This is a genomic window from Enterobacter roggenkampii, from assembly GCF_001729805.1.
Lineage (GTDB): Bacteria > Pseudomonadota > Gammaproteobacteria > Enterobacterales > Enterobacteriaceae > Enterobacter > Enterobacter roggenkampii.
On the sequence record NZ_CP017184.1, the window covers coordinates 2,444,724 to 2,467,832 of the forward strand.

Genomic DNA, 23,109 nt, shown 5'->3' on the forward strand with positions numbered 1-23,109 from the left:
GGGAAACCCCGCCATATTGCGCTTTATTTATTGTCACTCGCGACGCGAATCACGACTTTGCCGAAGTTTCGTCCTTCCAGCAGGCCAATGAGCGCCTCGGGGGCGTTTTCCAGCCCGTCCGTGACCTGTTCGCGATAGTGGATTTTTCCCTCCTGCACCCAGCGCCCCATCTCTTCCTGGAACTCATGGATGCGATGTCCATAGTCCTGGCCGATGATAAAGCCCTGCATCCGAATGCGTTTCTTGAGAAGGGTCGCCATCAGAAGCGGCAGGCGGTCCGGCCCGTCAGGCAAGCCCGTCGCGTTGTAGCCGCTCACCAGGCCACACACCGGCACGCGCGCGGAGGTGTTCAGCAGGGGCAGCACGGCGTCAAACACTTTCCCGCCGACGTTTTCATAGTAGACATCAATGCCGTTCGGGCAGGCCTGCTTGAGCTGGTCGGCAAAATCCGCCGCGTGGTGATCCAGACACTCGTCAAACCCGAGCACCTCAACGGCATGGCGGCATTTCTCTGCGCCACCGGCGACGCCGACCACCCGGCAACCTTTGATTTTGCCGATCTGCCCAACCGTCGCGCCAACCGGGCCGGTCGCCGCCGCCACCACCAGCGTTTCACCCGCTTTCGGTTGCCCGATATCCAGCAGCCCCATATAGGCGGTAAAGCCCGGCATACCCAGTACGCCCAGCGACCAGGAAGGATGAGACGGATTGTCGCCCAGCTTCACCAGGCCGCTGCCGTCCGAGAGTTCATATTCCTGCCAGCCGCTGTAGCCCAGCACCCATTCACCGGCTTTGTAGTCGGGATGGTTTGACTGTTCAACGCGGCTGACCGTTCCCCCCACCATCACCGCACCGAGCTCAACCGGCGGTGAATAGGATGGCGCGTCGCTCATGCGACCCCGCATATAAGGATCCAGCGACAGCCAGACGGTACGAAGCAGAAGCTGCCCCGCACCCGGCTCCGGAACAGGCTGCGTTTCCAGACGAAAATTTTCCGCGACCGGTGCGCCCTGTGGACGAGAGGCCAGCACCCAGCGGCGGTTATGCGAAACAGAGTGATTCATCAGGATCTCCTTCTGGTACAAATGTCATTACAGCCTGGCTCACGTTCGGCGTTATCGCATTAGCATTACGAGCCAGACTGATTGAGGCGTACAACCAGATAGATGCAGGTTTCGTTCGTCTCGTTAATGAACCGGCAGTCATTAGGCGGCCCCAGCTCAAGACAGTCTCCGGCTTGCATTTCGTGGCGCGTATCGCCCTCCTGAAACACCAGCTCACCGGACTGCAGCCAGATAAGCTGACGCGCCAGCGCGTAAGAAGAGGCCGGCATCGGAACATCGCTGCCCGCAGGCAGTTCAATCTGAACAAGGTCGATGGGCAGATCGGTACGGGGAGAAACATGGCGGCGAAGGTAGTGCGTCTGCGGGTCGCGCCAGACGGGCTGATTTGCCAGGCGCAGCAGCTTGCCCTCCTGCATTTCGGCCCGGGCAATCAGCGTTGACATGCTGATGCCAAACGCGCCCGACAGGCGGGCAAGCAAGGTGGCTGTCGGGCTACTGTCCCCGCGCTCGATTTTATGGATCATGGCGCGGGAGACGCCTGCCCGGTCCGCCAGCTCGCTCAGGGACCACCCGCGAGACTCGCGTTCAAGGCGAATTCTTGCGCTAATCCGTTGATTCATTGTGTCTGTTATGGTGTTCATGACGTCATACTATAGTGTATGAACGGCAATTCAATGGGCTTTTGATAACAAAAAAATATGGCTTATGCCGTAGCGATCGGGCGATACAGTTGTGTAATATCGTAGCGATAACGTAATACTATAGTGAACAACACACAGAGGCTTCATCATGATCGTTCGTCATGCCTGCAAAGAAGACTGCGCTGCGATAGGCGAGATTTACAACCACGCGGTGCTGCACACTGCCGCGATCTGGAACGATAAAACCGTCGATACCGATAACCGAATCGCCTGGTTTGAGGCGCGCTCGCTTGCGGGCTACCCGGTTCTGGTGAGCGAGGAAGACGGCGTAATCACCGGCTACGCCTCTTTCGGCGACTGGCGCGCCTTTGACGGTTTCCGTCATACGGTTGAGCACTCGGTCTACGTCCACCCGGCCCATCAGGGCAAAGGGATTGGCCGCACGCTGATGAAGGCGCTGATTAACGAGGCCCGCGCCATCGGTAAACACGTGATGGTGGCCGGGATTGAAGCGCAAAACCATGCCTCGATTCATCTCCATGAAACGCTCGGCTTTGTGACGACCGGACAAATGCCGCAGGTGGGAACCAAGTTTGGCCGCTGGCTGGACTTAACCTTTATGCAGCTGCAGCTGGACGAGCGCAGCGACCCGGACGCGATCCCATGAATCAGTCACTGACGCTGGCGTTTCTGGTGGCGGCGGGCATTGGCCTGGTGGTGCAAAACACCCTGATGGTGCGTATCACCCAGTCCTCCTCCACCATTCTTATCGCGATGCTGCTGAATTCGCTGGTCGGCATCGTGCTGTTTGTCAGCATTCTGCTGCTGAAACAGGGCGTCGCCGGGTTCAGCGAGCTCGCCGCAACGGTGCGCTGGTGGACGCTTATCCCGGGGCTGCTGGGGTCGTTTTTTGTGTTTGCCAGCATCAGCGGCTATCAGAACGTTGGCGCGGCGACGACCATCGCCGTGCTGGTGGCAAGCCAGCTGATTGGCGGGCTGGTGCTGGACGTGCTGAGGAGCCAGGGCATCCCGCTGCGCGCCCTGATCGGCCCGGTGTGCGGCGCGGTGATGCTGGTGGTCGGGGCCTGGCTGGTGGCGCGACGCCAGTTTTGATGGTTACAGTATGCTGCCGCCTTTCGTCAGCTGTTCCTCACGCGCGTCCATCTCCTCTTTATGCTGCTTACCGTGGTGCGAAATCGCGGTGCGCAGACGCTGCTGCTGAGTGTAGCGATCTTCACGGCTGAGCTCTGCATCATCGCTTAATTCGATCAGCAGTTCGTTCATGTGGGTAATGACGCTCTCTTCGATGGCGGCATCGACGCGGGCGATAACTTCGTTTAAATGTGACATTGTCACTCCTCGTTATGTGCCCGGTGGCGCTACGCTTACCGGGCCTACAGGTGCCAAATGTAGGCCCGGTAAGGCGGAGCCGCCACCCGGCTAAAAAGGCTTAGTTCAGCTTCGCTTTTGAGAAATCGCTCCCCATCAGGCTTACGCTGTACCCGGTCACGTTGCTGCGGGTCGCGTAGAACGTTTTCCCGTTGGCCAGCGCAATCCACGGCGCCTGCTGGTAGAAAATCTCCTGCGCCTGGCCATAGAGCTTCGCGCGCTCGGCCGGGCTGCTGGTCAGCTTCGCTTTTTGTACGAGGGCATCATACCCCTTATCGCACCAGCGCGCGGCGTTTGAGCCGGTTTTAATGCTGTTGCAGCCGAGCAGCACGTCGGCAAAGTTGTCCGGGTCGCCGTTGTCGGACATCCAGCCAAACAGCGCGGAGTCATGCTCGCCTTTACGCATTCCGGAGAGATATTCGCCCCACTCGTAAGAGACAATTTTGGCCTTCACGCCGACTTTCGCCCAGTCGCTCTGGATCATCTCCGCGATACGACGCGAATTCGGGTTATACGGACGCTGCACCGGCATTGACCACAGCGTGACTTCCGCGCCCTTCTCCAGACCCGCCTGCTTCAGCAGGGCTTTCGCTTTTTCAGGATCGTAGCTGTAGTCCTTCAGGTCTTTATTGAAGCCCAGCATATTTGGCGGGATCGGCGATTTTGCCACCGTGCCCGATCCCATAAAGACCGCATTAACGATGGCCTTCTTGTCGGTCGCGTAGTTGAGCGCCTGACGCACCAGCAGGTTATCAAACGGTTTTTTCTCGGTGTTAAACGCCAGATAACCGACGTTCAGCGCATCGACGGCGTGCAGCGTCAGGTCTTTGTTGTTCTTGATGGCGTCAAACTGAACCGGGGATGGCGCAGGAATGATCTGGCACTCGTTGGTCTGCAGCTTCGCCAGGCGGGTTTCCACGTTTGGCGTAATGGAGAAGATGAGATGCTTCGTCGGCACCTCGCCCTCCCAGTAGTTCGGGTTCGCGACGTAGCGGATCAGCGAATCCACTTTGTACTGCTGCAGCACGTAAGGCCCGGTACCAATCGGCCAGGTGTCCACGTTCTCAGGCGTGCCTTTTTTCAGCATCGCGTCGGCGTATTCCGCGGAGAGAATCGAGGCGAAATCCATCCCCCAGTCGGCCAGAAACGCGGCGTTGGGTTCGCTGAGGGTGAACTGAACGTGGTAATCATCGACCTTTTTCACGTCCTGGATCAGCTTATCGAGACCGACATCATTAAAGTACTCGTAGTTCCCCTGCGACACGTTGTGGTACGGGTGTTTAGGGTCTTTCTGGCGCATGACCGAGAAAATAACGTCATCGGCATTAAAATCGCGCGTCGGTTTGAAGTATTTGTTGCTGTTGAACTTCACCCCTTTACGCAGGGTAAAGGTATAGGTCTTGCCGTCCGGGGAGATTGTCCAGGACTCCGCCAGCGACGGCACCGGAGTATTTTTCACCGGGTCGAAATTGATCAGGCGGTTATACAGCACCTGAGAGCTGGCCACAAAAGACGGGCCAGAGCTGGCGATTTGTGGGTTGAAGGACTCGGGGGAGGCTTCTGAACAGTAAATAAGGGTGTCGTTGTTTGCCGCCCATGCGGCACCGGCTGGTAACAGCGCGCTCAGCGCAAGGGCGAGCAGTGTTTTCCCTGTAGACATGGTTATAACCCTGACAGTTTTATTATATAGGACAGTAATAACAGCACAGGCGTTTTGACCTGGCAAATAACGAAACACTATCAGGTTATTCTAAAGCCGCGGTTTTTGCTGTTTTAACCGCCAGCAGCCAGAAAGACGATTTGTCTTAAGTGCCATTATTCGTCAAGCACAACCGTCACTTTCTATGCCGCAAGAAATCGGCGCTTTTAGCGTCTCTTCCTCCGTTTGGTTGCGTCCTCGGTTCGTTAAAGTAAGGGTGTGAAGAAGTATATGGGATCAAATCGTGGCAAAAACTCTTTTACGCAGCGGTAATCTGGATGATTTTCAGGCCGTTGGCGGCGGCGGACAAGCCGTTTTCGAATCAGCGTTGCAAATCCGGGAAGCGCTCCGGTTGCGCAAACAACAGGCCATCGTCGACTGTCTGGCGATTCCTCAGGTCAACGACAGCGGCGACCGCGTGGACTGGTATTCCCCGGTTGAAGGGAGCGTAATCAGCTGGAAAGCGGCCGATGAAGATGATCGCTATCGCGCCCTGCGCTATCTTGAAAACACGCTCGCCAGCGTCGAGTCATTAAGCAAGAAATGCCTGCAGTCGCCCAAAACCGCGCAACAGCTCTTTGGCTCTCTGCTGTCGAAGGCATTTCAGTTTCCGGGCGAAAACTTCCTCTTCCTGGTGGACGGAAAGCCGGTCATCAGCTTCTGGGGGTTTGTAAACCTCAACGAGAACGCGCGCGACGATGTCCTCGACTGCCTGCGTGAGTCCCTGATCCCTGAGCCAGCCCCTGTTGTGATTGACGATCCTGAACCCGAGCCTGAGCCAGAGCCGGTGATGACCTTTGAGCACGCTGACGAGCCGCTGATCGCCCCATCCACGGTGGTGCGTATTACGCCGGAGGATCTGTATGAGCCCGAACCGGCCCCCGTCGTTGCGCAACCTGTCCAGGAACCTGTTCCGGCGAACATCGTGAAAAAGCGCCGCGTTCCCCTGTGGACCCTGCCGGTTGCCGCCGTGATCGTTGCCGCCGTTGCCGCCCCGCTGCTGTGGCCGAAACAGGCGCCTTCCGCTGAGCCCGCCCCGGCGCCCGCACCTGAACCCGTGGAGATTGCGCCAAAGCCGATCAAGGCGGTTGAACCGCTGGCGATGAAGTTACCGCTGCATCAGGCGGAGGTCATGGCCAGCAAAGAAAAAGAAGCGGCTCCAGCTGAAGCTGCGCCACAACCCGCTCCGGTGGTGATTGTCGCCATTCCGAAAGACGCCATGGTGATGGAAGCGAATCAGGTGAAAGCGGGATCGACGCGCTTCCTGAACGGCACCTGGCGCGCCATCCTCGACGTGAAGGATCCGGTGACCGGCAAGCCGCCGTCGCTGCGCTATCAAATCCAGAACAATAAAGGTTTCGCCCGCGTTGTCCACGGCGACAACATTGTCTGCCGCGCGGAGGTCTTCTCCGGCCTACACAGCAATGGCGAACTGATGATTAAGAGTCGCGGTACTGCCCGCTGCACCGACGGTTCCCGCTACCCGATGCCGGAAGTGGCCTGTAAAGCAGGCACCAGCGATATCGCAGAATGTCGCGCCCGTTATGATGCCAACACCGTCGTCCCACTGACGTTCAAGAAAGCAGGTGCCTGATCCTATGCTGGTAAATCTTTGCGACTATAAACAAAGCGTCACGCTTATTGCCAACAGCGGCGTGCAGTTCCTCGATTTCGGTCTGACGCCGCAGGACTCCGCCAGCAACGGGCGCTTCGTACGTAAAACCGCGAACGGCCCGCTGTTGCGCCTCGATTTCGACCTGGTCAACGGTCGCTATACCCTGCCGGGCATGAACGGCGGCCAGCCTGAAGTGGTCAAGCCAGAAACCACTATCCCGCTGCATCAGTCGCTGACGGTACTGGATGGCGTCTGGCTTCCGGTTCCTTTCCTGCGCTTCAACCCGCCGCGGACGTTTGTGGAAGGGCCGGATAACTGGGCGCGCGTTCAGGTGCGCAAGCTTGACACCCCGGACACGGCAGGCAATACCCACCGCGTGACCCTCGCGCTTGACAGCCAGATTGCCGACCATGCCACGTCCGCGCTCTCTCCGGTGGAAAACGATATTCTGAACGGCACCCGCTTCGCGCTGGCCTGGCGCGATAGCGAGGTAGACAGCTTCCTCGATCAGACCTGGATTGACGGCTGGCTGCGCGAGGCGTTTACCCAGTATGCCGACGGCGTTGAGAACCGCTCTGAACGCGACCTGCAGCAGGCGATGCGCAGCTTTGAGTATCAGGCCCACTGGCTCAACCTGCTGACCATGCTCGGTGAACAGCTCACCGTGCCGGAAGTAAAATTTGTCACCCATACGCTCAGCACGCCTGCCATTCCGGTCGACCTGATCCTCGACGTGGGCAATACCCACACCTGCGGCGTCATTATTGAAGACCACGGCGATGCCAACGATGGGCTGCGCCAGACCGCCGAGCTGCAGGTCCGCTCGCTCAGCGAGCCGCAGTTCCTGAACGAACCGCTGTTCACCAGCCGTCTCGAGTTTTCGGAAGCGCGTTTTGGCAAGCAGCACTTCTCGGTGGAAAGCGGTCGCGAAGATGCCTTCGTCTGGCCGTCGATTGTCCGCGTCGGTGATGAAGCCCGAAAGCTGGCGATGCAGCGTCTGGGCACCGAGGGCAACAGCGGTATCTCCAGCCCGCGTCGCTACCTGTGGGATGAAACCCCGGTCGTGCAGGACTGGCGCTTTAGCCAGATGAACAGCAAGACCCAGCGTGAACCGCTTGCCACCGCGTTCCCGCTGATGAACCTGATGAACGATGACGGCGAGCCGCTCTTCACGCTGCCGCAGGACGAGCGCCTGCCAGTCTTCTCGCCGCAATACAGCCGCAGCACCCTGATGACCCACATGCTGTGCGAGCTGCTGGCTCAGGCACTGGGGCAGATCAACAGCGTCGCCACGCGCCTGCGCCTGGGCTTCCCTGCCTCGCCGCGCCAGCTGCGCACGCTGATCCTGACGCTGCCCTCCGCCATGCCAAAGCAGGAGCGCGAGATCTTCCGACGCCGCATGTTTGAAGCCATCGCCATTGTCTGGAAAGCGATGGGCTGGCACCCGCAGGATGAGGATTTTGTCACCCGCAAACAGCAGGAAAAAAGCGTGGTGCCGGTACCGGAAATCCAGATGGAGTGGGATGAAGCCAGCTGCGGTCAGCTGGTCTGGCTGTATAACGAAGCCATCTCCCGCTTTGGCGGCCAGACCGAGGCCTTCTTCGCCTCCCTTGCCCGTCCGGACCGTGAGCCTGAGCCGGGCAGCCAGCCGGGACGCGCGCTGCGCGTCGCGTCCATCGACATCGGCGGCGGCACAACGGATATGGCGATCACCCATTACCAGCTGGACGACGGCTCCGGCAATAACGTCAAAATCACCCCGCAGCTGCTGTTCCGGGAAGGGTTTAAGGTGGCGGGCGACGACACGCTTCTGGACGTGATTCAGCGCTACGTATTGCCCGCCCTGCAAACGCAGCTGCAAAAATCCGGTATCGCAGACGCCTCGCTGCTGATGGCTTCACTGTTCGGCGACTCCGGGCGCATTGATACCCAGGCCGTACTGCGCCAGCAGACGGCGCTGCAGCTGTTTATGCCGCTTGGCCATGCGATTCTTGCCGGGTGGGAGTCCAGCGACATTGACGATCCGCTGGCTGGTCTGCACGCCACCTTTGGCGATCTCCTGCCGCAGAAGCCGACCCGCAACGTGATGAACTATCTGCAGCAGGCGATCGACCATGCCCTGCCTGCGGGTTCTGACGCTTTTGACCTCTTCGCCGTGCCGCTGCACGTCAATTTCCGCGAAATGCAGGATGCGATGCTGGCCGGGCAGTTTACGCTGGCCTCCCCGCTCCACGCGGTGTGTGAGGCGATCTCCCATTATAGCTGCGACATTCTGCTGATCACCGGACGCCCGGGCTGCCTGCCTGGCGTTCAGGCGCTGATTCGCCACCTGCAGCCGGTGCCGGTCAACCGCATCGTCTGGCTGGATAAATACCAGGTGCATGAGTGGTATCCGTTCAGCCAGCAGGGGCGCATTGGCAACCCGAAATCGACCGCTGCCGTGGGGGCCATGCTCTGCAGCCTTGCGCTTGACCTGCGTCTGCCGCGCTTCAACTTTAAAGCCGCGGACATTGGCGCGTATTCCACCGTGCGCTATCTGGGCGTGCTGGATAACACCGTCAATACCCTGCGCGAGGAAAACGTCTGGTATCAGGATATCGATCTTGATAAACCCGGTGCGAAGCTTGACGCGCGTCTGCACTTCCCGCTGCGCGGTAACGTCACCCTCGGCTTCCGCCAGCTGGCGAACGCGCGCTGGCCTGCCACGCCGCTCTACACGCTCAGCATTAACTCGGCCGAACTGGCAAAAGCGATTGCCGGCGACGGCGTGCTGAACGTGCGGCTCAAACTCTGCGGCGGCAGCAAGCATGAAGGCCCGGAGGCCTTCGAGCTGAGCGATGCCTGGCTGCAGGACGGCACGCCGGTGGCGCCTGACGCCTTAACCTTCAAACTGAATACCCTGGCCGACCGCCGACACAGCGGCAGCCACTACTGGATCGACAGCGGGAGCGTATACCTGAAATGACAGCGACGACCACCACCACTCAGGCCTTAATCGGGTGGATCAACGAGACGCGCCTGAACGCCCCCGTGCTGGATAACGATGCCGACGCCCTGCTTGCCCGCATCAACGCGGCGCAGGCGCGCGAGCTGGCCATTGAACGCGCCATGACCCGCCAGAGCAGCATCGGGCTTTACGGCCATTCGCAGAGCGCGAAAGCGCACCTGCTGTTGTCGCTGTGCGGCAGCGGCAATGGACGCCTGAACGTGACGCCAGGCCAGCGCACCTTTGACTATTTTTCGCATATCAATCCGGGACATGCCCTGACCAACATGGCCGTCCGCTTCACCCGGGAAACCCCGGAAGCGCTTGACGAAGCGTTTCCGCTGCGCCTGAGCCTGGTCACCGAGGCCGAGCTGGTGCAGCTGTTTATTGCCCGCACGACGCTGCACCCGCAGATGCGCGCGGTGGATAAGGCGGTCATTGAGACCCGCCTGGAGAAATGGCGCGGCCTGCGCCAGCCGCAGAGCGTGCCCGGCATCACGGCGCAGGACGTGGGGGCGATTGCCCGCTTCTGGCAGAGCACGGTACCCGCCGCGAAACAGCAAATTGATGATGCCCTGTGGCACGAGTTCGCCCAACTGGTGCCTTCGCTCGATCTCAGCACCCGCGCCAGCGTCTGGTCGCTGCTGTGGGGCGAGCAGCAGGAACTGACCCAGCAGTGGTTAAATCTGGCCCATGTGCTGCACCAGACCAGCCATGCCAGCGAGATTGCGGCCCCCCTTAGCCTGCTGGTGGACAGCTTCGGGCTGCCTGGCGAAGGGTTCCTGACGCACGACGGCTCGGTAGCGCTGCAGAATACGCAAGAGACGCTTCTCCATCCGCTGAACAACGGTGAGATGCTGAACGCCATCAGCCTCCCCGTCGATGTGCTGGCCTTCCTGACCCGTGAACTGGTGCTTCCGGTTGAGAACGGCGCGCTGGATAATGTCGATATCATTGATATCCCTGTGTTTGAAGACCGCCATGCCGATCCGCTACGCCAGGCAAAATCCCAGTGGCTGCTTGAGCACTATCGTCAACAGCTCCAGCCGGATGTGCTGGTCATCTGCAACGCGACGGCGCAGCACGAACAGACGGCCAAAAAAGCAAAAGTGTTAATGAACTGGGTCAGGGAGACGCAGCCTGCGGAAGAATCTGCCCTGCCGGGTCTGGTATGGGCGATCACCCCGCACGACGCTCGCTTTACCACCCGGCAGAATCTCGATGAAGCCGTACAGCATCTGCTCGGGAAGCCCGGCCTGCGCTGGGGCACGCTGCAGGCTCTGGACAGCCACAGCATGCAGCGCGTCATTGAGTGGCTGTCTCAGGCCACGCTGCCCGCGCAGCGACAGAAGCGTCTCGGCACGCTCAAAAACGCGCTGCGTCTGGAGCTCTCGGCGATGATGCAAAGCTACCTGGCACCGCTGGTTGAGGAGCCAGGTATCCGACGCACTCAGGCAGAAAACATGGTGCGCACGCTGCAAAGCAGTGCCGCCCGCCACGGCGAGCTGCTTGAAGGCCTGTTGCCGCCGCTGAAAGCCTTTGAAACACTGTTGGCCGTTCAGCAGCCGCGCGAGGAGCAGGTTAACGGGCTATTTACGGATACCATTGACCTGTTTGCCGAGAACGCCCAGGAAAGCGCCGGTCTGTACCAGACCAAAGACAAAGCGCGCCTGGCACACAAAGTCTGGATAAATCATCTGCGCCAGTGGAGCCGCAACGAGGCGACAGCCGCCCGTCTTGGGCTGGATCCTGCGGTGTTGCAGCAAATTGCGGATGTGCTGGTGGTCACCAGCTACCGGCTGGATCTGCCTCAGCAGCTGCAGCGAATTGTCGAAGCGGATAAGAGTAGCGCTGCGCAACTGCATGCCGTGATGGGCAATTTCGTTGGCTGGCTGGGTTACGACAAGACCCCCGTGGCGACGCGCCCGGCAAGCCGCATCCGCAAGGGGCAGGCCATCTTCGTCACCCCGGTGGTGAGCAGCGCCGAGCCCCGCCTGACGCGTCTGGGTGAACAGCCGGTCCATGCGGCTACCGCGTACGTTTACGACTGGCTGGTCGCGCTCTATAGCCGCGCGATCGAGAACATTGATTACCATCACCCGCATGATGTTCAGCCTGACGCTCGTCAGGCACTACGTGCTTTAATAATGTAGCCGCCTTCTTGCCGGGTGGCGCTGCGCTTACCCGGCCTACATTTCGCAACGATGATACATTGCACAATAATCACATCGTCATACACCCGGCTAAGGCCTGCGCCAGCGCAGAGGGGTTTTCCCACGACATAGAGTGCCCTGCCGCAGGGATAATTTTTACCTCAACGCCTTTCTGTTGCAGATTTTCCACATCGTCATCCGGCAGAGAGAGCTCGCCAAAAATCAACGTTACCGGGCAAGGAAGTGACAGGAACTGCGCTTCCCATTCCGGTTCAACGCCCGCCACCAGGCTGGATGCACCGCGCCAGACGGCATAAGCCGCATTGCTCTGCAGGCACCCTGCCCACGCCGTTTTTTCTGCGCTGAGCATGACGTCATAACCCTGTTCCAGAAACTGTTGCTCGCTTTGCGCCGCGATTGACCGGCTGAACATCCCCCCACCCGCGTGAAAATTGGGTTCTGACACCATCAGCCCCTTCACGCGCGTAGCCAGCAGCCCCGCCGTTTCGATAGCAATACTGCCGCCCATGCTGTGGCCGTATAACCAGAAGGAATCCAGTTTAAGATGGTCAATCAGCTCCGCCACAACGTGCGCCTGGTCGGTGGTTTTATAGCTGTAGTGCTCAGGCTTATCGCTGTAGCCGCTGCCGGGCAAGTCGATGAGAATCGCTCTGCGCGCGCCAAAAAGCGGGTCACGAACGACGCGGGGATATTCATAGGAAGCGGCGCAGCCCAGCCCGTGAATGAACACCACGGGATCGCCGGAGCCGGGCAAGTCGTGCCAGCGCACGGTGCAACCGGCCTGTTGCGAGTAAAAACTGTTCATAAGCACTCCTTTTACGATGCACTGTGTATTTATACAGTTATCGCATCAGGAATGCTATGTTCATCTTTTAAAACTGGAAGCGTGCTTCAAAAAAGCGAGACCAGCAGCGCAACGGGAAAGCTCATTGGCCAGGTTGACCCCACCAGGAAAGCGCTCAGCAGGCGGATACGTTTGCGGTCTTTTGAGAGGAACCAGGTGATTAACGCGCAAATGGAAGCCATAATTGCGTAAAAAACCAACATCTTTTGATACAACGTCATTCTGTATACCAGAGCCGAAAAAATAACCGCACGCAATATGCGTCATATGTTGACACAGATCAAGTTTTTTCGTTACAGAATAACCACTTAAAAATTATGGCTAATAACAATTGAGTATCTTACGTAACACATCTGGCGGGCAAAGAGAACGCCTGACCGCGCAAGCGGCCAGGCTAAGCGGATCAGTGTTTGATCATGACATGCCGGACAACCGTATAATCCTCAAGCCCGTAGACCGACATATCTTTCCCGTAGCCCGATAATTTCATGCCGCCGTGCGGCATTTCGCTCACCAGCATAAAATGGGTGTTCACCCAGGTGCAGCCGTACTGCAGGCGCGCGCTCAGGCGATGGGCGCGCCCCACGTCTTTGGTCCAGACCGATGACGCCAGGCCGTACTGCGAATCATTTGCCCAGGCCAGCACCTGCGCCTCGTCATCAAACTCGGTGACGCTCACCACCGGGCCAAACACCTCGCGCTGAACGATGGCGTCGTCCTGTTTTGCTCCCGCCAGCAGGGTTGGCTGGAAGTAGTAGCCCGCCCCCTCTTTTTTGCTCCCGCCGGTGACAACCCGGATATGGCCGAGCGCTTTCGCCTCATCGACGGCCTGGCTGACGCGTGACAGATGGGCGGCCGAGCTGAGCGGTCCCAGTTCGGTAGAGGTGTCTTCCGGCGCCCCCATTTTAAGGCTGGCGACTGCGGCACCCAGTTTTTCAACCAGTTGGGCATAGATTCCCTTCTGGGCATAAATGCGGCAGGCTGCCGTACAGTCCTGCCCGGCATTGTAGAAGCCAAACGTCCGCACCCCTTCGACCACCGCATCCAGATCGGCATCATCAAACACGATCACCGGCGCTTTGCCGCCCAGCTCCATATGGGTGCGTTTAATCGAGGACGCCGTATGGCCGATGATATGTTCCCCGGTCGCGATCGAACCGGTCAGCGAAACCATGCGGACCTTCTCGTGCCCGGTGAGCGGGTCGCCGACCGTTTTCCCGCGACCAAACAGCACGTTCAGAACGCCCGCCGGGAAGATATCTTTTGCCAGCTCTGCCAGCTTCAGCGCGGTCAGGGGCGTGATCTCAGAGGGCTTAATCACCACGCAGTTCCCTGCCGCCAGCGCGGGGGCCAGCTTCCAGGCGGCCATCATCAGCGGGTAGTTCCACGGCGCGATAGAGGCCACCACGCCCACCGGATCGCGGCGAATCATCGACGTGTGGCCGTCAAGGTACTCGCCCGCTGCCAGACCGTTCAGGCAGCGGGCGGCCCCGGCAAAGAAACGGAAAACGTCGACCACCGCCGGAATTTCATCCCCCAGCGCGCAGTGCAGCGGCTTGCCGCAGTTGAGGGACTCGAGCCGGGCAAACGCCTCACCGTGCGCTTCAATCGCGTCCGCCAGCTTCAGCAGGCACTCGGCGCGGGTTTTCGGCGTCGTTTGTCCCCACGCCGCAAAAGCACGGTCAGCCGCCAGCACCGCCGCGTCGACCTGGGCCGCTGACGCCTCAGCAATCTCCAGCAGCACCTCTCCGGTGGCCGGGTTATAAACCGGCTGTTTTTCACCTTCTCCGGCAACCAGCTCACCGTTTATCAGCAGATGTTTTTGCATAGCATTTTCCTGTTGAATTCACTGTTATTTCCCGCTGCCGGCAATGTTTTCGCCGTCGCGGGTTAGCCACCAGGCTCCCAGAATGGGGATAGTTGTCACCAGCATCACCAGCAGAGCCACGACGTTGGTGACCGGCACGTCGCGTGGACGCCCGAGCTGGTTGAGCAACCACAGCGGTAACGTGCGCTCGTGTCCCGCCGTAAACGTTGTGACGATGATCTCGTCAAACGACAGGGCAAACGCCAGCATTCCCCCGGCCAGCAGCGCGGAACCCAGATTGGGCAGCACCACATAGCGAAAGGTTTGCCACCCGTCAGCCCCGAGATCCATCGACGCTTCCACCAGGCTCCAGGAGGTGCGTCTGAACCGGGCAATCACGTTGTTAAACACCACCACCACACAGAAGGTGGCGTGTCCGACGACGATGGTGAAAAACCCCGGCTCAAGATTGATCGTTTTGAAAGCCGTCAGCAGCGCCAGGCCGGTGATGATCCCCGGTAACGCAATCGGTAACAGCAGCAGCAGAGAGATCGCATTCTTGCCAAAAAACGCGCTTCGCCACAGCGCCGCTGCAGCAAGCGTGCCAAGCACAAGGGCTATCGCGGTGGAAAGCGCGGCAATTTTAAGTGACAACGTCACGGATTCGATGATATCGCCGCGCCCCGCCGCCACGCTAAACCACTTCAGCGTCAGCCCCTGCGGCGGAAAGCTAAAGGCGGCGTCCTCGGTGTTGAAGGCATAGGTCGCGATGATCAGCAGCGGGAAGTGCAGGAAGATGACGCCTCCCCACGCTGCCACTTTCAGGAACAGCGGTGCGCGTTCAGAGTGCATCGAATGCTCCCAGACGTTTCACGAACGCCAGATAAAGAGAAATCAGCACGATGGGAACCAGCGTGAACGCGGCGGCCATCGGCATATTGCCGATAGCGCCCTGCTGCGAGTAGACCATGTTACCGATGAAGTAGCCCGGCGGGCCGACCAGTTGAGGAACGATGAAGTCCCCCAGCGTCAGGGAAAACGTGAAAATGGACCCCGCCGCAATGCCCGGAATGGCCAGCGGCAGAACGACATAGCGGAACGTCTGACGGGGACGCGCGCCGAGGTCGGCCGAGGCCTGCAGCAGCGAGGCCGGCAGGCGCTCCAGCGCCGCCTGGACGGGCAGGATCATAAACGGCAGCCAGATGTAGACGAACACCAGAAACCGTCCCAGCCCGGAGGTGGACAAGGTGTTGCCGCCAATTGCCGGGAGCGTCAGGATTGAGGTCAGAATCGGCTCCAGGCCGAGATGGCTGAGAAACCACTGGGCCACGCCGTCCTTCGCCAGCAGCAGCGTCCAGGCGTAGGCTTTAACGATATAGCTCGCCCACATTGGCAGCATCACGGCGATATAGAAGAAAGCCTTCCACTTGCCGCTGGTGTATCGCGCCATGTACCAGGCCATCGGGAATGCGAGGATGGCGCTGGCAATGGTCACCGCAATCGCCATCGTTAACGTGCGCAGGATGATGTCGTAGTTTGCCGGGTTGAAAAGCGCCTGAATGTTCGCCAGCGTGAGATCCGGCGTGACCGCCATGGTGAAATCGTCAAAGGTGTAAAACCCCTGCCACAGCAGCGTCAGCAGCGACCCTAAATAGACGATGCCAAACCACATCAGCGGCGCAAGCAGAAGCAGGAACAGACCGAGCGACGGCTTTCGCCAGAACAGGGCCGTCATGCGGCTCAGGCGGCCGCGCGGGGCGGGAGGATGCGCAACGCTCATATCCATTTCACCCCTCCTCGTGAAGGCGGATCATCGCATCGCGTGACCATGACGCCATGACCGCCTGCCCCGGCGCAATGCCGCTCAGCGGCGAGGCGTCACTGAAGTTAGCCTGGCTCACCAGCAGTTTGGCGCCATCGGCGAGCTTCAGCTCCAGACGCGTGGCAGCCCCCTGATACTGAACGGCCTGCACGACGCCCTGAACCTGAACGTCACCCTGTTCATTAAGGCGAATATGCTCCGGGCGCAGGGAAAAGGTGCCCTCCATGCCGCAAAGCGTCTGCGCAAGGCCCGCATCAAAAACGTTGGAGGTGCCGACAAATCCGGCGACAAACGGCGTGCGCGGACGCATGTAAAGATCGCGTGGGGTATCCACCTGCTCGATACGCCCGTTATTGAACACCGCCACCCGGTCCGACATGGAAAGGGCCTCGCCCTGATCGTGGGTGACGAAAATAAAGGTGATGCCGAGTTCCTGCTGAAGTTTCTTCAGCTCGAACTGCATCTGTTCCCGCAGCTTGAGATCGAGCGCCCCTAAAGGCTCGTCCAGCAGCAGGACGCGCGGTTCGTTTACCAGCGCGCGGGCGATGGCGACACGCTGACGCTGGCCGCCGGAAAGTTGCGAAGGTTTGCGGGCGATGGCAAAGCTCAGGCCCACTTTTTCCAGAGCATCGCGGGCCTGCGCATGGCGTTTTTTCTTGTCGACGCCTTTGACCATCAGCCCGTAGGCGACATTGTCGAGGATCGACATATGCGGGAACAGCGCGTAGTCCTGAAACACGGTGTTCACGTCCCGCTCCCAGGGGGGCAGTTCGCTTGCCTCTTTGCCGAAGATAGAAATCGTCCCGCCTGACAGCTGTTCAAAACCGGCGATCAGACGCAGGCAGGTGGTTTTGCCGGAGCCCGAAGGCCCCAGCATGGAGAAAAACTCTCCGTCGCGGATCGCAATGGTGACCCCATCCACCGCCCGGACGTCGCCGTACAGACGGGAAACATTGTTAAACTCGACTGCGTACGTCATGTTCTGCTCCCGGGCAATTAACGACCGCCCATGATGGCGATGTAATCCTGCGTCCAGCGGCTGTAAGGGACAAATTTGCCGCCTTCTGCGATGGGGGTTTTCCAGAACATGATTTTGTCGAACTCATTATAACCGTTTGTTTCGCAGCCTTTATCGCCCAGCAGCGTGCTGGCTTTACACCCTTCCGGCACCACAGGCAGGGAGCCAAACCATGCGGCCAGATCGCCCTGCACTTTTGGCGTCAGCGACCAGTTCATCCATTTGTAGGCGCACATCGGGTGTTTAGCCTGCGCGTGCAGCATGGTGGTGTCCGCCCAGCCTGTCACCCCCTCTTTCGGGAAGACGGTGGCAATGGGCTGGTTCTCGGCCTTCAGGGCATTCGCCTGATACGGCCAGGCGCTGGAGGCCACCACGCCCTCGTTTTTGAAATCGCTCATCTGGACGGTGGTGTCATGCCAGTAGCGGTGGATCAGCGCATGCTGGTCGCGCAGCACTTTCAGCACGGCGGCATACTGTGCTTCGGTGAGCTGGTAAGGGTCTTTGATACCCAACTGCGGCTGGGTCGCTTTAACGAACAGCGCCGCATCGGCGATATAAATCGGGCCGTCATAGGCCTGCACGCGTCCCTGATTGGTTTTACCGTCAGGCAGATCCTGTTTGGTAAAGACGACGCTCCAGCTGTCCGGCGGCGTCGGGAAGGTTTTGGTGTTGTACATCAGCAGGTTTGGTCCCCACTGGTACGGCGTGCCGTAGACTTTACCGCCGACGTTAAACCATTCCCCTTTCACAATCCGCTCGTCGAGGGTTTTCCAGTTGGGGATAAGATCGGGGTTAATCGGCTGGACGCGTTTGCCCATGATCAGCCGCAGGGAGGCATCGCCTGAGGCGGTCACCAGGTCATATCCCCCTTTCGCCATCAGGCTGACCATTTCATCCGACGTGGCCGCCGTTTTGACGTTAACCGCACACCCGGTCTCTTTTTCAAACTGGGTGACCCAGTCGTAGTTTTTATCCGTCTGCCCCCGCTCGATGTATCCCGGCCAGGCGATAATATCCAGTCGACCTTCCCCGTCGCCAATGGCCTTTGCTGGTTCTGCGGCTTGCGCGGCCATGATAGTCATGCCGAGCGCGCACAGGCTGCTGCGGGCAAATTTTTTGCTCATAAGAGTTACTCCTGTCGCAATGAAATTTAGCGGCGGCCGTGCCGTAAAAATATCTCCCTTATTAAACGTAGACCGCGCAAATGCGCCGCACCGTTCGGCTTCAGGAAATTTCATCAAGGTGTGACCGAGGGCGCATTCCCCGTTAACTGGATTATAGACAAGGGGTTAGGCGCGAGAGACGGTATGCAGATTTCCTATGACGGGTCACCGCGAAATAGTCGCAGCGCCGTCATCAGGATAAGAATTGATTATTTAAATAACGGAGAAAGGATTATTCCAGCATCGTGCTAATTAATTTTCCTAACTGAATGACCGCCTGCTCTTCCCGCTCTCCCCAGGCCCAGGAGGTATTAAAACGAAAGAACGGCGTCCACGCGTCAGAGGTGGAAAACATTTTTCCGGGAGCAATGCTGATATGGTGCGTTAAGGCCTTTTCGCTCAGCAGCCCCGCGTCCAGCTGCGCCGGCAGTTCCAGCCATAAAAAGTAGCCGCTGTCGTTATGGTGAATTTTAACGCCTGCAGGCATATGGCGAAGAAGTGACTGCCAGGCCTGCTGCTTTCGCTCGGCCAGCGTACGCCGCAGGCGGCGCAGGTGGGCGTCGTAGCGTTTGGTCGCCAGGTAATCCACCAGCGCCAGCTGCATGGGAGAACTGGTTGAAAGCGTGCTCATCAGCTGCAGCTGCTGAATGCGCGGCGCGTGTTTTCCTGCCGCCACCCAGCCGATGCGAAAACCGGCCACCAGACATTTTGAAAAGGACGAGCAGTGTAGCGTCATGTCCTGACGATCCCACGCTTTCGCCGGAAGCGGCTTTTCACGTCCAAAATAGAGCTCGCTGTAGACGTCATCTTCAATCAGCGGGACGTTGTGCTGGGTTAACAGGGCGACAAGCTGGGCTTTTTTCTCCGCGCTCAGCGTGAAGCCGAGCGGGTTTTGGCTGTTAGTCATGATCCAGCAGGCTTTAACCGGGTATTCATTCAGCGCCTGCTCTAAGGCATTGAGATCGATCCCCTCGCGAACGTCCGTCGCAATCGACAACGCTTTAAGCTTCAGGCGTTCCAGCGCCTGCAGCGCACCGTAAAAACAGGGGTTTTCGACAATCACCCAGTCACCCGGCTCGGTTACCGCCTGAAGGCTAAGATTCAGCGCTTCGAGCGCGCCTGCGGTGATCACGATCTCTTCCGGGGAGATGTTCATCCCCTGCTGCGCGTAGCGGCGGGCAATGGCGTGGCGGAGATCGACGTTTCCCGGCGGCAGGTTCTCAATCACGCTCATCGCCGTCGCGGTTTTGCTGACGTTTGCCAGCGAACGGTTGAGCTGCTGAAGCGGGAAAAGCCTGGGGTCGGGAAACGCGGAAGCAAAAGGAACAACGGACGGGTCGCGGCTGGCCTGTAAGACGTCGAAGATGTAGGTATTGATATCCACCGCTTCGTCACGCATCACCTGAGCGGGTGGCGCAGGCTGTTGTGCGGTCGGGCGCGAGGCAACGTAATAGCCCGACTGCGGTCTGGCGACAATGCGCCCCTGACTTTCCAGCATCTGATACGCGTGGCCAACGGTCATAAAACTCATGCCGCTGCTTGCCACCTGCTCTCGCAGGGAAGGCAGCTTATCGCCCGGCAGCCATACGCCAAGCTCAATCTGCGAGATAATTTGTTGCGCCAGACGCTGGTATTTTTTCATCAGATTCTCCTTAAGACCGACAGTGTATATCAGCAGGAGAAAAAGAGAAGATTTAGCGAACTGTTATAGTCTGGAAGATGAATTACTTACGGTATTCGGTCACGTGGCTCTGAGCGGAATGCGCGGCAGCCAGGTGGTCGAGCGTGATCATCGGCGATTTGCAAAAAATGCATTTCGCGCCAAACGGGTTTTTCTCAGACACGTCAAAGGCTGAGGTGCGGTACTGCGAGCCATGACAGCATGGGCAGCGAAAATGGATATATGAAGTCATAGGTTTCTCCTGAAACGTAAAAACGTAAATTACTAATGGGCCGATTGGGCATAATGGTTTTAAACAAAACGAATCGGAATGTAGATAAAGACCCAAGAGAGGCTGCGGAGAGGCACAACGTGATGAGAACTGCTTTATAAAACTACGTCAGATATTTATTTGGACTCAAAACCAGAAGGCCATTAACGCACGACGCTGACGACAAAGCAAGCGGTTTAATGCGGAAAAATCATAAAAAGAATATTTTTATTCCACAACGGCGAGGTATATCAGATGGCTAAAGCGTGAAATTTACGCCAACTGTTATGGTTAAAATTCGCTTTTCTGCGTCTGCTCGTCCGATCTTCGCCCCTATACCATAACAGCACACCGTTTGACATTGAGGCTGTGCATGTTTGGTTTGGATGCTTTTCACCTTGCGCGGATACAGTTTGCCTTTACCGTATCCTTCCACATTATTTTCCCGGCCATCACCATTGGTCTCGCAAGCTACCTTGCCGTACTCGAAGGGCTGTGGCTGAAAACAAAAAATCCGGTCTGGCGCTCGCTGTACCATTTCTGGTCGAAGATTTTTGCCGTCAACTTTGGCATGGGCGTGGTCTCCGGGCTGGTGATGGCCTACCAGTTTGGCACCAACTGGAGCGGCTTTTCGCAGTTTGCGGGCAGTATTACCGGCCCGCTTCTGACCTATGAAGTGCTTACCGCCTTCTTCCTCGAAGCCGGGTTCCTCGGCGTGATGCTGTTCGGCTGGAATAAAGTCGGGCCGAGGCTGCACTTCTTTTCCACCTGCATGGTGGCACTGGGGACCATTATTTCCACCTTTTGGATCCTCTCCTCCAACAGCTGGATGCAAACCCCGCAGGGCTATGAGATCGTCAACGGTCAGGTGGTACCGGTGGACTGGTTCGCCGTGGTGTTTAACCCCTCCTTCCCTTACCGCCTGCTGCATATGTCGATAGCCGCGTTCCTGAGCAGCGCCCTGTTTGTTTGCGCATCCGCGGCATGGCATCTGCTGCGCGGGAATAATACCCCCGCCATCCGGGCAATGTTTTCAATGGCGCTGTGGATGACGCTGATTGTCGCGCCCCTCCAGGCCATGGTGGGCGATATGCACGGGCTGAACACCTTAAAGCACCAGCCCGCGAAAATTGCCGCCATTGAAGGGCACTGGGAAAATCCGCCGGGCGAGCCGACCCCGCTACTGCTGTTTGGCTGGCCGGATATGGAACAGGAGCGCACCCGCTTTGGACTGGAGATCCCGGCGCTGGGAAGCCTTATTCTGACACACAGTCTGGATAAACAGGTTCCGGCGCTCAAAGAGTTTCCAAAGGAAGACCGCCCAAATTCCACCATCGTCTTCTGGTCGTTCCGCATTATGGCGGGCCTGGGCATGCTGATGCTGCTGCTTGGGGTAACGGCACTCTGGCTGCGCTATAAAAAGCGCGTTTATTCTTCCCGTCCTTTCCTGTGGTTTGCCCTGCTGATGGGGCCCTCCGGGCTGATTGCTATTCTGGCCGGGTGGATCACCACCGAAGTGGGCCGCCAGCCGTGGGTGGTCTATGGGCTCCAGCGCACGAAGGATGCGGTTTCTGCCCATGGCGATTTGCATATGAGCGTGAGCCTGCTGGCCTTCTTCGTTGTTTACACCTCGGTATTTGGCGTGGGTTACAGCTATATGGTGCGCCTCATCCGAAAAGGCCCGCAGCCGCATGAATCTTTCGCCACCGAGTCCGACGGACGTCCGGCGCGCCCGCTTTCTGCCGTCACAACTGAACATAAGGAGCAGCCGTAATGGGTATCGATCTTTCCATTATCTGGTTTGTGATCATCGTCTTTGCCACGCTGATGTATATCGTGATGGACGGTTTTGATCTGGGGATTGGCATTCTGTTCCCGGCCACGCAGAACGCCGACGATCGCGATGTGATGGTTAACAGCGTCGCGCCGGTCTGGGACGGGAATGAAACCTGGCTGGTGCTGGGCGGGGCCGCCCTGTTCGGCGCCTTTCCGCTGGCCTACGCCGTGATTATCGATGCCCTCACCATTCCGCTCACATTAATGCTGATCGGTCTTATTTTTCGTGGCGTAGCGTTTGAGTTTCGCTTTAAAGCCACGCCAGCACACCGTCCTTTCTGGGATAAGGCGTTTATAGGCGGTTCCATTCTGGCGACGTTTACCCAGGGCGTGACGGTGGGCGCCGTCATTAACGGCTTTACCGTCACCGGCCGGGCCTATACCGGCGGCCCCTTTGACTGGTTTACCGCGTTTAATCTGTTTTGCGGCGCGGGCCTGGTGGTGGCCTACGCGCTGTTAGGCTCGACCTGGCTGGTAATGAAAAGCGAAAATGCATTGCAACAGCGGATGCGTCAGGTATCGAAGACCCTGTTACTCGTGCTGCTGGCGTTTATTGCGGCGATCAGCCTCTGGACACCGCTGGCGCAGCCGGCCATCGCGGCGCGCTGGTTTACGTTGCCGAACCTGTTCTATCTGCTGCCCGTCCCGGCCCTGGTGGTGATTTTTAGTTTGTATCAGTGGCGCTGCCTGAATAATCCCGACAGCCATAGCCGACCGTTTATCCTGACGCTGGGGCTGATTTTCCTCGGCTTTAGCGGGCTTGGGATCAGCATCTGGCCGCACATCATTCCACCGTCAATCACCCTGTGGCAGGCCGCCGCACCGACGCAAAGCCAGGGCTTTATGCTGGTCGGCGCGCTATTGATTATTCCCGTTATCCTGGTCTACACCTTCTGGAGTTACTACGTATTTCGCGGCAAAGTTCAGCATGGGGAGGGTTATCACTGATGCAACAACCGGTCTGGAAAAGATTACTGTGGCTGGCCATTATCTGGGGCGGCAGCGTACTGGCGCTGGCTGCGGTCAGTATGCTCTTCCGTATGCTGATGACGGCGGCAGGGTTTAAATCACATTAACGTCATCCCGGGCAACCGCTGCGTTGCCCGGCTCCTCCCCGCAC

Annotated in this window: 21 protein-coding genes; 8 read left to right on the forward strand and 13 right to left on the reverse strand. The window is 58.6% G+C overall.

Translation table 11 applies throughout. The annotated features are described in order from the left end of the window. Nucleotides 1–23 precede the first annotated feature (23 nt). The gene (locus BFV67_RS11445) at nt 24–1,064 is read right to left on the reverse strand and encodes an NADP-dependent oxidoreductase (RefSeq protein ID WP_069598360.1); all 1,041 of its coding nucleotides are present in this window, start codon (nt 1,062–1,064) and stop codon (nt 24–26) included. A gap of 65 nt (nt 1,065–1,129) precedes the next feature. Further along, entirely contained in the window at nt 1,130–1,705 is a 576-nt protein-coding gene (locus tag BFV67_RS11450; RefSeq protein ID WP_039266492.1) for a helix-turn-helix domain-containing protein, read from the reverse strand. A gap of 148 nt (nt 1,706–1,853) precedes the next feature. On the opposite strand from BFV67_RS11450, the gene BFV67_RS11455 reads away from it, so the two are divergent. Next, the gene (locus BFV67_RS11455) at nt 1,854–2,372 is read left to right on the forward strand and encodes a GNAT family N-acetyltransferase (RefSeq protein ID WP_023292298.1); all 519 of its coding nucleotides are present in this window, start codon (nt 1,854–1,856) and stop codon (nt 2,370–2,372) included. Beyond that, on the forward strand, nt 2,369–2,818 hold the full coding sequence (locus BFV67_RS11460) for a DMT family transporter (protein WP_023292297.1): 450 nt from the start codon (nt 2,369–2,371) through the stop codon (nt 2,816–2,818). Before BFV67_RS11455 ends, BFV67_RS11460 begins: the two co-directional genes overlap by 4 nt. Before the next feature lie 3 nt (nt 2,819–2,821). Here the strand turns inward: BFV67_RS11460 and BFV67_RS11465 are convergent, their stop codons facing one another. Then, complete coding sequence (locus BFV67_RS11465) at nt 2,822–3,055, reverse strand: YdcY family protein (protein ID WP_069598361.1); 234 nt, start codon at nt 3,053–3,055, stop codon at nt 2,822–2,824. 100 nt (nt 3,056–3,155) lie between these two features. Next, nucleotides 3,156–4,754 (reverse strand): ABC transporter substrate-binding protein, encoded by a 1,599-nt coding sequence (locus tag BFV67_RS11470; RefSeq protein WP_069598362.1) that lies wholly within the window; start codon nt 4,752–4,754, stop codon nt 3,156–3,158. Between the two features lie 283 nt (nt 4,755–5,037). Here BFV67_RS11470 and BFV67_RS11475 point away from each other — a divergent pair, with 283 nt between their 5' ends. Genes BFV67_RS11475 through BFV67_RS11485 form a run of 3 tightly spaced genes read left to right on the forward strand, consistent with a single transcriptional unit; the run spans nt 5,038 to nt 11,547 of the window. After that, entirely contained in the window at nt 5,038–6,387 is a 1,350-nt protein-coding gene (locus BFV67_RS11475) for an SrfA family protein (protein ID WP_069598363.1), read from the forward strand. A 4-nt stretch (nt 6,388–6,391) separates the two neighbouring features. After that, on the forward strand, nt 6,392–9,373 hold the full coding sequence (locus BFV67_RS11480) for a virulence factor SrfB (RefSeq protein WP_069598364.1): 2,982 nt from the start codon (nt 6,392–6,394) through the stop codon (nt 9,371–9,373). Then, on the forward strand, nt 9,370–11,547 hold the full coding sequence (locus BFV67_RS11485; RefSeq protein WP_069598365.1) for a virulence factor SrfC family protein: 2,178 nt from the start codon (nt 9,370–9,372) through the stop codon (nt 11,545–11,547). The genes BFV67_RS11480 and BFV67_RS11485 overlap by 4 nt, the downstream gene beginning before the upstream one ends. 70 nt (nt 11,548–11,617) lie before the next feature. Here the strand turns inward: BFV67_RS11485 and BFV67_RS11490 are convergent, their stop codons facing one another. The 9 genes from BFV67_RS11490 to ymcF form a co-directional block, all read right to left on the reverse strand. Next, nucleotides 11,618–12,373 (reverse strand): alpha/beta fold hydrolase, encoded by a 756-nt coding sequence (locus BFV67_RS11490; protein ID WP_069598366.1) that lies wholly within the window; start codon nt 12,371–12,373, stop codon nt 11,618–11,620. 86 nt (nt 12,374–12,459) lie between these two features. Continuing rightward, a complete protein-coding gene (locus BFV67_RS11495; RefSeq protein ID WP_013096478.1) occupies nt 12,460–12,633 on the reverse strand; it encodes a GhoT/OrtT family toxin in 174 nt (57 codons plus the stop codon). Nucleotides 12,634–12,815: 182 nt separating this feature from the next. Beyond that, nucleotides 12,816–14,240 carry an aminobutyraldehyde dehydrogenase gene (patD, locus tag BFV67_RS11500; RefSeq protein ID WP_069598367.1) on the reverse strand — a complete coding sequence of 475 codons (1,425 nt, stop codon included), beginning with the start codon at nt 14,238–14,240 and terminating at the stop codon, nt 12,816–12,818. Nucleotides 14,241–14,264: 24 nt separating this feature from the next. Further along, a complete protein-coding gene (locus BFV67_RS11505) occupies nt 14,265–15,071 on the reverse strand; it encodes an ABC transporter permease (RefSeq protein WP_047071691.1) in 807 nt (268 codons plus the stop codon). After that, nucleotides 15,061–16,005 (reverse strand): ABC transporter permease, encoded by a 945-nt coding sequence (locus tag BFV67_RS11510; protein ID WP_023292289.1) that lies wholly within the window; start codon nt 16,003–16,005, stop codon nt 15,061–15,063. Before BFV67_RS11510 ends, BFV67_RS11505 begins: the two co-directional genes overlap by 11 nt. A gap of 1 nt (nt 16,006) precedes the next feature. Then, the gene (locus BFV67_RS11515; RefSeq protein WP_059363583.1) at nt 16,007–17,020 is read right to left on the reverse strand and encodes an ABC transporter ATP-binding protein; all 1,014 of its coding nucleotides are present in this window, start codon (nt 17,018–17,020) and stop codon (nt 16,007–16,009) included. A gap of 17 nt (nt 17,021–17,037) precedes the next feature. Next, a complete protein-coding gene (gene ydcS / locus BFV67_RS11520; RefSeq protein ID WP_058654516.1) occupies nt 17,038–18,183 on the reverse strand; it encodes a putative ABC transporter substrate-binding protein YdcS in 1,146 nt (381 codons plus the stop codon). Between the two features lie 271 nt (nt 18,184–18,454). Continuing rightward, a complete protein-coding gene (locus BFV67_RS11525) occupies nt 18,455–19,864 on the reverse strand; it encodes an aminotransferase-like domain-containing protein (protein ID WP_008501287.1) in 1,410 nt (469 codons plus the stop codon). A gap of 82 nt (nt 19,865–19,946) precedes the next feature. Beyond that, on the reverse strand, nt 19,947–20,135 hold the full coding sequence (gene ymcF / locus BFV67_RS11530) for a cold shock small protein YmcF (RefSeq protein WP_032645155.1): 189 nt from the start codon (nt 20,133–20,135) through the stop codon (nt 19,947–19,949). Between the two features lie 391 nt (nt 20,136–20,526). Between ymcF and BFV67_RS11535 the strand changes: the two genes are divergently transcribed. Genes BFV67_RS11535 through BFV67_RS11545 form a run of 3 tightly spaced genes read left to right on the forward strand, consistent with a single transcriptional unit; the run spans nt 20,527 to nt 23,065 of the window. Beyond that, nucleotides 20,527–21,927 (forward strand): cytochrome ubiquinol oxidase subunit I, encoded by a 1,401-nt coding sequence (locus tag BFV67_RS11535; protein WP_069598368.1) that lies wholly within the window; start codon nt 20,527–20,529, stop codon nt 21,925–21,927. After that, nucleotides 21,927–22,937: a cytochrome d ubiquinol oxidase subunit II gene (gene cydB / locus BFV67_RS11540; RefSeq protein ID WP_032652069.1), complete on the forward strand. Its 1,011-nt coding sequence runs from the start codon at nt 21,927–21,929 to the stop codon at nt 22,935–22,937. Before BFV67_RS11535 ends, cydB begins: the two co-directional genes overlap by 1 nt. Then, a complete protein-coding gene (locus tag BFV67_RS11545) occupies nt 22,937–23,065 on the forward strand; it encodes a DUF2474 domain-containing protein (RefSeq protein ID WP_008501283.1) in 129 nt (42 codons plus the stop codon). The genes cydB and BFV67_RS11545 overlap by 1 nt, the downstream gene beginning before the upstream one ends. Nucleotides 23,066–23,109: the final 44 nt, after the last annotated feature.

Coding starts and splice junctions, on each gene's coding strand:
- BFV67_RS11445 (WP_069598360.1), bottom strand. CDS start 1,064: ATGAATCACTCTGTTTCGCATAACCGCCGCTGGGTGCTGGCCTCTCGT.
- BFV67_RS11450 (WP_039266492.1), bottom strand. CDS start 1,705: ATGAACACCATAACAGACACAATGAATCAACGGATTAGCGCAAGAATT.
- BFV67_RS11455 (WP_023292298.1), top strand. CDS start 1,854: ATGATCGTTCGTCATGCCTGCAAAGAAGACTGCGCTGCGATAGGCGAG.
- BFV67_RS11460 (WP_023292297.1), top strand. CDS start 2,369: ATGAATCAGTCACTGACGCTGGCGTTTCTGGTGGCGGCGGGCATTGGC.
- BFV67_RS11465 (WP_069598361.1), bottom strand. CDS start 3,055: ATGTCACATTTAAACGAAGTTATCGCCCGCGTCGATGCCGCCATCGAA.
- BFV67_RS11470 (WP_069598362.1), bottom strand. CDS start 4,754: ATGTCTACAGGGAAAACACTGCTCGCCCTTGCGCTGAGCGCGCTGTTA.
- BFV67_RS11480 (WP_069598364.1), top strand. CDS start 6,392: ATGCTGGTAAATCTTTGCGACTATAAACAAAGCGTCACGCTTATTGCC.
- BFV67_RS11485 (WP_069598365.1), top strand. CDS start 9,370: ATGACAGCGACGACCACCACCACTCAGGCCTTAATCGGGTGGATCAAC.
- BFV67_RS11490 (WP_069598366.1), bottom strand. CDS start 12,373: ATGAACAGTTTTTACTCGCAACAGGCCGGTTGCACCGTGCGCTGGCAC.
- BFV67_RS11495 (WP_013096478.1), bottom strand. CDS start 12,633: ATGACGTTGTATCAAAAGATGTTGGTTTTTTACGCAATTATGGCTTCC.
- patD (WP_069598367.1), bottom strand. CDS start 14,240: ATGCAAAAACATCTGCTGATAAACGGTGAGCTGGTTGCCGGAGAAGGT.
- BFV67_RS11505 (WP_047071691.1), bottom strand. CDS start 15,071: ATGCACTCTGAACGCGCACCGCTGTTCCTGAAAGTGGCAGCGTGGGGA.
- BFV67_RS11510 (WP_023292289.1), bottom strand. CDS start 16,005: ATGGATATGAGCGTTGCGCATCCTCCCGCCCCGCGCGGCCGCCTGAGC.
- BFV67_RS11515 (WP_059363583.1), bottom strand. CDS start 17,020: ATGACGTACGCAGTCGAGTTTAACAATGTTTCCCGTCTGTACGGCGAC.
- ydcS (WP_058654516.1), bottom strand. CDS start 18,183: ATGAGCAAAAAATTTGCCCGCAGCAGCCTGTGCGCGCTCGGCATGACT.
- BFV67_RS11525 (WP_008501287.1), bottom strand. CDS start 19,864: ATGAAAAAATACCAGCGTCTGGCGCAACAAATTATCTCGCAGATTGAG.
- ymcF (WP_032645155.1), bottom strand. CDS start 20,135: ATGACTTCATATATCCATTTTCGCTGCCCATGCTGTCATGGCTCGCAG.
- BFV67_RS11535 (WP_069598368.1), top strand. CDS start 20,527: ATGTTTGGTTTGGATGCTTTTCACCTTGCGCGGATACAGTTTGCCTTT.
- cydB (WP_032652069.1), top strand. CDS start 21,927: ATGGGTATCGATCTTTCCATTATCTGGTTTGTGATCATCGTCTTTGCC.
- BFV67_RS11545 (WP_008501283.1), top strand. CDS start 22,937: ATGCAACAACCGGTCTGGAAAAGATTACTGTGGCTGGCCATTATCTGG.